The sequence below is a fragment of the Flavobacterium sp. genome (genome assembly GCF_046317795.1).
Taxonomy (GTDB): Bacteria; Bacteroidota; Bacteroidia; order Flavobacteriales; family Flavobacteriaceae; genus Flavobacterium.
This window is the reverse complement of the sequence record NZ_JBKCVI010000100.1, coordinates 1-9,596: the sequence shown is the minus strand read 5'-3', so window position 1 is coordinate 9,596 and position 9,596 is coordinate 1. Positions and strand designations below refer to the sequence as shown.

The window sequence follows — 9,596 nt, the reverse complement described above, 5'->3', positions numbered from 1 at the left end:
GTATTTCTCGATTGCCTAGTTTCAGTCTGCCTTGCAGTGCTGTAATTTCCATTATAAAATTCATTTGTACAATTTCTCCACCAAGTCTTTCAACAAGTTCACAAACGGCTTTTGCGGTTCCGCCTGTAGCCAAAACATCATCATGAATTACTACTTTATCCCCTTTTTGAATAGCATCAATATGCATTTCTAAAGTGTCTGAACCATATTCTAATTGATAGGAAGCCGAAATAGTTTGGAACGGAAGTTTTTTAGGTTTTCGCACTGGAATGAAACCCACGTTTAATTTTTCTGCTAACAAAATCCCAAAGAAAAATCCACGACTCTCTACTCCTACTACCTTGTCAATTTTTTTATCTTTTAGTGACGAAATCAAAATTTCCAAACATTCATTCCGAGCTTGAGGATTAATTAACATTGGAGTTATGTCTTTAAATAGTATACCCTCTTTTGGGAAATTTTCTACATCGCGAATGTATTTTTCTAAGGACATTTTTTTTAGGTTTTAAATCAAATTAGGTTTGCAAGTTACACATTTATGATTATATTTGCACCCAAAAAAAACGCCTCGTGGCGCTCCAGAAGTATCAGGAGAATAGCACACTGTTTTCCAATCAGCAGGCAAATTTGGTAAAAATTAATGGCCTCGTGGCGCAACTGAATAGCGCACTTGATTACGGCTCAAGAGGTTACTGGTTTGAATCCAGTCGAGGTCACTGTAAAAATCCTTAAATATACTTTAAATCAGTAGTTTAAGGATTTTTTATTTTTAATATTTGTATGATTTTTGTAAAATCAATTCAAAAAAACCTAAACAAATTGCTTGTTTCGGTCAGTTGAAATTAAATCTTTACTATGATTTTATCTTTTATTGTAAGCAAAGTTTAGATGTTGCTTGGTGTAGTTTTCAAACTGTCTATCTGAAGAAACGAGTATCATTTTATCGGCAATAGCACTAGATATTATTGAATGGTCAAATGGATCATTATGTCCATCAGCAATTTTTAATTTTGCAAGTATTTTTGTGTGTTTTTCGGTAAAAGGGATGATTTTTATGTAAAGTCTATCTTGGATAGCGTTATATAATTCGGTAGCATTTTTAAACTCTTTTGTTTTTATCTTTTTTATTCTATACAACTGCAAAAGTTCTAATACACTAACAGAACTAGCATATAATTGATTGTTGTAATCGTTTAGAATACTTGTTATTTCAGTGGTTAAATTTTCAGTTTCTCCCAAAATAAAAAATACTAAAACATTAGTATCTAATAAGTATCGGCTCATGATTTCTATTTTAAAACGGCTCTCATATCCAAAATTTTCCCAGTTCCTTTAAGTGCTAAAGCAGCCGCCCAACTTCTTGATACTTTTTTACCATCAATAACAACGTAGTTTTTTTCTTTTATGGGAGCGTTAAATCCTGTGTTTTTTGATTTTGCTTTCATAATTTCTATTTTTAAAACACAAATGTACAAAAAACGTGCTACTTGAGCGTTTTTTTTCGTTTTTAGTATTATCAAAGCGGAGCTTTGATGGATGTTGCGAAGCAAAATCCAGTTTCGAATAACAGATTTTTAATTAATACAGCAAAGCAAAATCTAAATACACCAATTACAACTTATTAATATAATTACTATACAAATCTTTAAACTGATAGCCCTCTTCTACTCTATCTTTACTCAATTTATCATATTCGACTAAACCCCAAAGCACAAACTCTTTCAAAAAACGGCTGTCTTCCATAGGAATTTGTGGTTGGTATTTTTGGATTAAGTCTTCTAATGGTTTTACAGCGTCTAGTTGCATTTTATACTCAACATCTGAAGCATCGTCTAACAATTCAAAACCTGTTTCTGTAAAAAACCATTCTAGAATTTTAGCATACGGACTGGCATCGATATCTTTTTCTAATTTCTCAATTTTTGGAAAATACGCTGGGAAGAACGTATGAATGGCATTTCCTATCAAATGTTGGGCTACTTCTGCTGCACCTTCTTGTTCGCCTTCATAAACCAATTCAACTTTGCCTGTTATGGATGGAATGATTCCCATAAAATCAGACAAACGAACTGATGTTTTGTCTTCACCAGACTTTAACGCACGTCTTTCGGCAGTACTCAATAAATTCTCATAAGCAGTAATAGTCATTCTAGCACTTACACCGCTTTTATTGTCAATAAACTCACTTTCACGGGCTTCAAAGGCAATTTGCTCTAGCAAATCTTTGGCTAATGAAGGCACATAAACCGTTTCAGATTGTTGATTATCAAGCTTCGCTTCTTGATGGGTAATAGTTCTTGCTACCGCAATGTTTTCGGGATAATGTGTCAAAATTTGAGAACCAATTCTATCTTTCAATGGTGTTACAATACTACCACGATTAGTATAATCTTCGGGGTTTGCCGTAAATACAAATTGCATATCCAAAGGCATTCGCAACTTGAAACCCCGAATTTGAATATCGCCTTCTTGCAAAATATTAAACAAAGCGACTTGAATTCGAGCTTGCAAATCGGGCAACTCATTAATCACAAAAATACAACGGTTCGCTCTTGGAATCATTCCAAAATGAATTACTCTATCATCAGCATAGGATAATTTTAAATTGGCAGCTTTGATAGGATCAACATCACCTATTAAATCGGCAACGGTTACATCAGGTGTGGCAAGTTTTTCGGAAAAACGTTCGCTACGGTGCAACCAAGAAATTGGGGTATTATCGCCTTTTTCTGCTATCAAATTTTTGGCAAATCGAGAAATGGGATTTAGCGGATCATCATTTATTTCTGAACCCTCTACCACTGGAATGTATTCGTCTAGCAATTCAATCATCTTTCGCGCTAATCGTGTTTTGGCTTGACCACGAAGTCCCAATAAATTAATATTATGACGCGATAAGATGGCACGCTCTAATTCGGGTATCACCGTATTTTCAAATCCGTGTACGCCTTCAAATGTTGGATTTCCTGATTTGATTTTTTCTCTAAGATTATCTCTCAATTCGTCTTTGATACTTCTTGAAATGTATCCTGATTGTTTTAATCCACCTAATGTTGTTATGTTTTCTATTTTCATATTTTTTATTTTTGGAGCACGATGTTTACAATGTTTTTTCACAAAACTTCCTTCCACCAAGCAGGGTTCACAAAGTTATTTTTTTCTATTTTACTTCGTACTTCGTATCTTGTTCATCGTACTTTCTAATTTCTTTTCTCTATTTTCTAATTTCTTTTCTCTATTTTCTTTTCTCTATTTTCTATTCTCTCATTTAATCTTCTTCTTCCTATTCGTTTCATAATCCTCAAAAATCATTTCGCCCAATCCTTTAAGCCCTGTATAAAATGCTTTTCCTTGATTGGCTTCCGTAAAGCGGTTTACGAATTTTTGCAGATATGGATCATTGGCAATCATAAAAGTAGTTATTGGAATATGCAACTTCCTAGCTTGTGCCGCTTGATTGTAGCATTGCTCCACGATATATTGGTCTAATCCGTTGCTATTCATATAATATTCGCCATTTTTTTCACGAATGCAACTCGGTTTTCCGTCTGTAATCATGAAAATTTGTTTGTTGGTATTGCGTTTTCTGCGCAACATATCCATCGCCAATTGTAATCCGGCAACGGTATTGGTATGATAGGGACCTACTTTTAAATAAGGTAAATCTTTAATAGCTATAGGCCACGCATCGTTTCCAAAAACTAAAATATCAATGGTATCTTTTGGATAACGAGTAGTGATTAATTCTGCCAACGCCATAGCTACTTTTTTGGCTGGAGTAATTCGATCTTCGCCATACAAAATCATGCTATGGCTGATGTCAATCATCAAAACCGTACTCATTTGAGCTTTGAAACGTGCATCTTCTACAACCAAATCATTTTCGGTCAATCGAAACTCATCTGTACCATTATTGATTTGAGCATTTTTTAAACTTTCGGTCAAAGAAATACTCTCCAAACTATCCCCAAAATGATATTCTCTGAATTCACCCGTTTGTTCATCACCATTTCCCGAATATTTTGTTTTATGATTGCCGCTTCCCGATTTTTTCAAATTACCAAAAATTTGGTCTAATGCTTGTTGTCGGATAGCTCGTTCTGTTTTAGCAGTAATTCCAGTCCCCGAAGTTCCATCGTCTTTGAGTTCTTCGCGGATATATCCTTTTTTCTTTAAATCTTCAATAAAGTCGTCGATGGAATAACTGGAATCGGTGAGTTTATATTCTACATCCAATTGCCGTAACCAATCAATAGCTTCGTCAAAATCCCCCGAAGTATGCGTAATTAACTCTTTAAAAATTTCAAATAGTTTATCAAATGGAGATTGAAAGGGTGCTTCGTATTTTTTGAATAAAAATCCTTTTTTGATACTTTTTTCCATAGTGTATAAAATTAGTATATAAACTTTAGAATGGGTATAGAACGACTATTAATTTTTAGTTAAAGTAAATAGTATTGACCAATAACGGAACGGATAGAAACAAAACCAATACTTTCAAGTTTTATTTCGCTTCGTTTCATCCAAATCAACTCTTTTATTTCGTCTTTGGCAGTGATATCAATGGTTGAGGTTTCTAATTGACACTCATAAATAATATCCATAGTTCTGTAAGCCACATTTTTGTATAAATAATCATTGGGTGAACTAGTAATATATGTTAATTCGGAAGGGAGAATTGTTAGCCCTATTTCCTCTTTTATTTCCCGACAAGCGGCTTGTTCGGCTGTTTCACTTGGATCGATAAAGCCACCAGGTAAATCGAGTTTTCCTTTGTCGGGATCTACATTTCTGACGGTGAATAAAATTTTGTCCTCAAAAGTGAATACTATAGCAACAGCAGCTGCAATATTGTGATACAATACAAAATCACACTTATGGCAATTGAATTTGAAATTATTTTTGTATTCGAAATTTTGGGAACCACAATTGGGACAAAATTTAAAAAAAGTAGTGCTTTCCATAATTTATAGTATACCAAAAACTGTGTTTTCCTGCTCGGTAACTCCAATAAATGTAGTACGTTTGTTTGGTACTTTGATTTTCGATGCACCACGTTTTGGTCTAATCATTACATCTTTAAATCCTAATTTGAGGTCCGTTTCAATTCTCATAATTTCATTATTTCAGTACCTTCAAATGTATTACTTTCCATAAAGATGAACTTCATAAACAGAAATTTCATCCATAAAAATTATCAACAATTGTTAGTAATGGATTGCTTTATAAATTACTAGCTTTGGCAATTAAAAACAAATTTATGTCCAAAGATTATTTTGCAGACCAAGTGTATCATGATGTCTTCTTTCTCGAAGCTGATATTAAGTTCAAAGAATTCGAAAATTGCACCTTTCATTTCTGTGATTTTACCGATTGTACGTTTCAAACCGTAACTTTTATCGATTGTAATTTCTTTGATTGCAATTTTAAAGATACCAAAATCAATTATGTTTCCCTTCGTGGTGTTTGGTTTACCAAATGTAATTTTACGTCGGTTAATTTTGCCATGACCGACCAAGTTATTTATGAATTTCATTTCAAGGACTGCTTATTGGATTACACCAAATTCTATGCCTTGAAGCTAAAGAAAATGCAGTTTATCAACTGTAGTATGATTGCGGTTGATTTTATGGCAAGTGATTTGACGGAAGTGTTGTTTGATAATTGCAACCTGAGAAGAGCCGTATTTATGGATACAATTGCCAATAAAGCTGATTTTTCTACAAGTTATGATTATACAATTGACCCAGAAAAAAACAAACTAAAAAAAGCTGTTTTCTCAACCGATGTTTTAAAAGGGCTTTTGGACAAGTATAATATTGTTGTAAAATAATAAACCTTCAAAAGTTAACTCTTGAAGGTTGCTATTTTTTTATGTTTAAAGATTTAGAAAACAAAAATGGCTCTTTCGCTCATCATTTCATTGACGGCATCAGCTACTTCCTCAATTACAGACTCATTAGTATGATTCATCAACACTCTATCGATTAATTCCACAATAGTTTCCATATCGTCTTCAACCAAACCACGAGTTGTGATTGCAGGAGTTCCAACACGAATTCCAGAAGTAATGAATGGCGATTTATCATCAAAAGGCACCATATTCTTGTTTACTGTAATCTCTGCTTTTACCAATGCATTTTCGGCTTCTTTACCTGTGATATTTTTATTTCTTAAGTCGATGAGCATCATGTGATTGTCTGTTCCTCCCGAAATTAAATTATAACCTCTTTTCATAAAAGCGACAGCCATAGCTTTTGCATTTTTTTGTACTTGCATCGAATAATGAAAAAACTCATCGGTTAATGCTTCGCCAAAAGCAACTGCTTTTGCTGCAATAATGTGCATTAATGGCCCACCTTGATTTCCTGGAAAAACTGCTAAATCTAATAGTGACGACATCATTCTGATTTCTCCTTTTGGTGTGGTCAATCCCCAAGGATTTTCAAAATCTTTCCCCATCATAATTAATCCACCACGTGGCCCACGCAATGTTTTATGAGTTGTAGTGGTTACAATATGACAATGCGGAATTGGATCATTCATTAATCCTTTAGCAATCAAACCGGATGGATGAGAAATATCGGCTAATAATAATGCGCCAACACTATCGGCAATCACTCTAAATCGCTCAAAATCCATATCACGACAATAAGCTGAAGCACCAGCAATAATCATTTTTGGTTTTTCACGAGTTGCAATTTCTTGAATTTTATCATAATCAAAACGACCAGTTGCTGCTTCTACACCATAAAAAGAAGGTGTATATAATTTTCCTGAAAAATTTACAGGCGAACCGTGAGTTAAATGACCACCATGAGATAAGTCAAAACCAAGAATTTTATCACCCGGTTGTAAACATGCTGAAAAAACAGCAGTATTCGCTTGTGAACCTGAATGCGGTTGGACGTTGGCATAACCTGCACCAAACAGCGCTTTGGCTCTATCAATGGCAATTTGTTCTACTACATCTACTACTTCACAACCACCATAATATCGTTTACCAGGATAGCCCTCTGCATATTTGTTTGTTAAAACAGAACCTGCAGCTTCCATCACTTCATCACTTACAAAGTTCTCTGAGGCAATAAGTTCAATTCCGTGAATTTGTCGTTCTTGTTCCTCAAGAATAAGGTCAAAAATTTGTTCGTCGCGTTGCATTTGAAAATATTTCGTTAAATTAAGGTCAAAATTACAAAAATCGTTTGGTAAATTAATAGTTAATGATATATTTGATTACTATTTTTTCAACAATTAATCTTAATAAAATTATGCCTAATTCCACTAATAATCTTATTCAAAAATCATGGCTTACTGTCCATGAAAACAGTGACTTCCCAATTCAAAATATTCCTTTCGGAGTTTTTTTAACCAAAGAAGATGTCATCACAATTGGAACAAGAATTGGAGATTATGCGATTGATTTAGGAGCTTTACAGCAGTTAAATTATTTTGAAGGCATCGAATTAACCGATGATATGTTCATGCAAGACACCTTGAATGACTTTATTTCAGATGGCAAAAAAACCTGGCGATTAGTTAGAAATCGTATTGGAGATATTTTTGATAGTAATAATCCCAAATTAAGAGACAATAAAGAACATCGTGATATAGTAATTTTTAACATGGAAGATGTTGAAATGCAATTACCAGTATTGATTGGTGATTACACCGATTTTTATTCGAGTAAAGAGCATGCTACGAATGTTGGGAAAATGTTTCGCGATCCCGAAAATGCTTTATTGCCCAATTGGCTTCACATTCCTGTTGGCTATCATGGAAGAAGTTCTACCATAGTTCCTTCTGGAATTCCAGTACATCGTCCGATGGGACAAACCTTACCTAATGGTGAAAGTACCCCAGTATTTGGTCCGTCAAGATCAATTGATTTCGAATTAGAAACTGCATTTATCACAACAGATGCTAACGTAATGGGCGAAAATATTCCAATCAATGAAGCCGAAGATTACATTTTTGGTATGGTTTTATTAAACGATTGGAGTGCCCGTGATATTCAAAAATGGGAATATGTACCACTGGGACCATTTTTGGCCAAAAACTTTGCTTCTTCCATTTCACCATGGATTGTAACAATGGATGCTTTAGAACCTTTTCGTTGTAAAGGCCCGATTCAAGAACCTATGCCGCTTCCCTATTTGCAACAAAAAGGAAAACATACTTATGACATCAATTTAGAAGTTTATGTAGAACCCGAAAATGTAGAACCTTCTTTAGTTTCTAAATCTAATTTTAAGTACATGTATTGGTCAATGTCGCAACAGTTAGCACATCATACTTCAAACGGTTGTCGCGTAAATTCGGGCGATATGATGGGTTCGGGTACTATTTCAGGTCCTACACAAGATAGCTTTGGCTCTATGCTCGAATTGACTTGGGGCGGAAAAAATCCAATAAAAATGGCCGATGGCACCGAACGAAAATTCATCAATGATAACGATACTGTAATTATGAAAGGATATTGCCAAAACAGTGCTATACGTATTGGTTTTGGGGAAGTATCCAGCAAATTATTACCTCCTTTCGTTAGAAAATAAAAGTTAAAAATTCCAATAAATAAATTCCAAATTCCAAGTTTAAAATCATATAATTGAAATGAAAAATATAGCGTTAACGCACGTACACGAAAGTTTAGGAGCTAAAATGGTTCCGTTTGCAGGATTTAATATGCCAGTGCAATATGAAGGCGTAAATGCCGAACACGAAATAGTTAGAAATGGCGTTGGCGTTTTTGATGTGTCACACATGGGAGAGTTTTTACTGTCTGGTGAAAACGCTTTGGCATTAATTCAAAAAGTGACTTCCAATGATGCATCGGTGTTAGCAATTGGTCGGGCACAATATTCTTGTTTGCCAAATAATGATGGCGGAATTGTTGATGATTTAATTGTTTACCGAATGAAAGAAAACCAATATTTATTGGTAGTTAATGCTTCAAATATTGACAAAGATTGGAATTGGATTTCGTCTCACAATGATTTGGGAGTTGATATGAAGAATATTTCTGATGATTATTCTTTGCTTGCCATTCAAGGTCCAAAAGCCGTTGAAGCCATGCAATCTTTAACTTCAATTGATTTATCAGCCATTAAATATTATCACTTTGAGGTGGCTGACTTTGCCGGAATAGAACATGTCATCATTTCGGCAACAGGTTATACTGGTTCAGGTGGGTTTGAAATTTATTGTAAAAATTCAGATGCAGAGCAAGTTTGGAATAAAGTGTTTGAAGCGGGTAAAGCATTTGGCATAAAACCAATTGGTTTGGCAGCACGTGATACGTTGCGTTTGGAAATGGGTTTCTGTTTGTATGGCAATGATATTAATGATACTACTTCACCACTAGAAGCTGGATTGGGATGGATAACCAAATTCACAAAAGAATTTACTAATTCAGAGAATTTGAAAAAACAAAAAGAAGAAGGCGTTTCAAAAAAATTAGTTGGTTTTGAAATGACTGAACGCGGCATTCCTCGTCATGACTACGAAATTATTGATGCTGATGGAAATAATATTGGCATTGTAACCTCAGGAACGCAATCACCGTCAATGGGAATTGCCATCGGGATGGGTTATGT

Annotated in this window: 11 protein-coding genes and 1 tRNA gene; 4 read left to right on the top strand and 8 right to left on the bottom strand. The window is 34.5% G+C overall.

What is annotated here, in order from left to right; genetic code table 11:
- Positions 1-493 (bottom strand): adenine phosphoribosyltransferase (locus ACK5ON_RS06170; protein WP_409820857.1); only part of this gene is annotated, 493 nt, incomplete at its 3' end.
- 149 nt (positions 494-642) lie between these two features.
- Here ACK5ON_RS06170 and ACK5ON_RS06165 point away from each other — a divergent pair.
- Positions 643-716, top strand: a tRNA-Arg gene (locus ACK5ON_RS06165).
- Between the two features lie 145 nt (positions 717-861).
- On the opposite strand, the gene ACK5ON_RS06160 is transcribed toward ACK5ON_RS06165, so the two are convergent.
- The 6 genes from ACK5ON_RS06160 to ACK5ON_RS06135 all read right to left on the bottom strand — a co-directional run bounded on the left by ACK5ON_RS06160 (position 862) and on the right by ACK5ON_RS06135 (position 5,114).
- Positions 862-1,284 carry a type II toxin-antitoxin system VapC family toxin gene (locus ACK5ON_RS06160; RefSeq protein ID WP_409820854.1) on the bottom strand — a complete coding sequence of 141 codons (423 nt, stop codon included), beginning with the start codon at positions 1,282-1,284 and terminating at the stop codon, positions 862-864.
- Between the two features lie 5 nt (positions 1,285-1,289).
- Positions 1,290-1,445, bottom strand: coding sequence for a hypothetical protein (locus tag ACK5ON_RS06155; protein ID WP_409820852.1), 156 nt, complete (start codon positions 1,443-1,445; stop codon positions 1,290-1,292).
- Between the two features lie 166 nt (positions 1,446-1,611).
- Positions 1,612-3,075: a magnesium chelatase gene (locus ACK5ON_RS06150; protein ID WP_409820850.1), complete on the bottom strand. Its 1,464-nt coding sequence runs from the start codon at positions 3,073-3,075 to the stop codon at positions 1,612-1,614.
- A 189-nt stretch (positions 3,076-3,264) separates the two neighbouring features.
- A complete protein-coding gene (locus ACK5ON_RS06145) occupies positions 3,265-4,383 on the bottom strand; it encodes a VWA domain-containing protein (protein ID WP_396175479.1) in 1,119 nt (372 codons plus the stop codon).
- Between the two features lie 59 nt (positions 4,384-4,442).
- The gene (locus ACK5ON_RS06140) at positions 4,443-4,964 is read right to left on the bottom strand and encodes an NUDIX domain-containing protein (RefSeq protein ID WP_396175477.1); all 522 of its coding nucleotides are present in this window, start codon (positions 4,962-4,964) and stop codon (positions 4,443-4,445) included.
- A gap of 3 nt (positions 4,965-4,967) precedes the next feature.
- A complete protein-coding gene (locus ACK5ON_RS06135) occupies positions 4,968-5,114 on the bottom strand; it encodes a hypothetical protein (protein ID WP_396175475.1) in 147 nt (48 codons plus the stop codon).
- Positions 5,115-5,260: 146 nt separating this feature from the next.
- Here ACK5ON_RS06135 and ACK5ON_RS06130 point away from each other — a divergent pair, with 146 nt between their 5' ends.
- Complete coding sequence (locus tag ACK5ON_RS06130; protein WP_409820846.1) at positions 5,261-5,833, top strand: pentapeptide repeat-containing protein; 573 nt, start codon at positions 5,261-5,263, stop codon at positions 5,831-5,833.
- A 53-nt stretch (positions 5,834-5,886) separates the two neighbouring features.
- Here ACK5ON_RS06130 and glyA read toward each other — a convergent pair whose 3' ends face one another.
- Positions 5,887-7,161: a serine hydroxymethyltransferase gene (glyA, locus tag ACK5ON_RS06125; protein ID WP_409820844.1), complete on the bottom strand. Its 1,275-nt coding sequence runs from the start codon at positions 7,159-7,161 to the stop codon at positions 5,887-5,889.
- Positions 7,162-7,271: 110 nt separating this feature from the next.
- On the opposite strand from glyA, the gene fahA reads away from it, so the two are divergent.
- Together fahA and gcvT are read left to right on the top strand one after the other, a co-directional pair.
- Positions 7,272-8,555, top strand: coding sequence for a fumarylacetoacetase (fahA, locus tag ACK5ON_RS06120; protein WP_409820842.1), 1,284 nt, complete (start codon positions 7,272-7,274; stop codon positions 8,553-8,555).
- Between the two features lie 58 nt (positions 8,556-8,613).
- The coding region (gene gcvT / locus ACK5ON_RS06115; protein ID WP_409820840.1) for a glycine cleavage system aminomethyltransferase GcvT at positions 8,614-9,596 on the top strand (983 nt) is incomplete at its 3' end.

Excerpts from the sequence above, each read along its gene's own strand:
- ACK5ON_RS06160 (WP_409820854.1), bottom strand. The coding sequence starts at position 1,284 with ATGAGCCGATACTTATTAGATACTAATGTTTTAGTATTTTTTATTTTG.
- ACK5ON_RS06155 (WP_409820852.1), bottom strand. The coding sequence starts at position 1,445 with ATGAAAGCAAAATCAAAAAACACAGGATTTAACGCTCCCATAAAAGAA.
- ACK5ON_RS06150 (WP_409820850.1), bottom strand. The coding sequence starts at position 3,075 with ATGAAAATAGAAAACATAACAACATTAGGTGGATTAAAACAATCAGGA.
- ACK5ON_RS06145 (WP_396175479.1), bottom strand. The coding sequence starts at position 4,383 with ATGGAAAAAAGTATCAAAAAAGGATTTTTATTCAAAAAATACGAAGCA.
- ACK5ON_RS06140 (WP_396175477.1), bottom strand. The coding sequence starts at position 4,964 with ATGGAAAGCACTACTTTTTTTAAATTTTGTCCCAATTGTGGTTCCCAA.
- ACK5ON_RS06135 (WP_396175475.1), bottom strand. The coding sequence starts at position 5,114 with ATGAGAATTGAAACGGACCTCAAATTAGGATTTAAAGATGTAATGATT.
- ACK5ON_RS06130 (WP_409820846.1), top strand. The coding sequence starts at position 5,261 with ATGTCCAAAGATTATTTTGCAGACCAAGTGTATCATGATGTCTTCTTT.
- glyA (WP_409820844.1), bottom strand. The coding sequence starts at position 7,161 with ATGCAACGCGACGAACAAATTTTTGACCTTATTCTTGAGGAACAAGAA.
- fahA (WP_409820842.1), top strand. The coding sequence starts at position 7,272 with ATGCCTAATTCCACTAATAATCTTATTCAAAAATCATGGCTTACTGTC.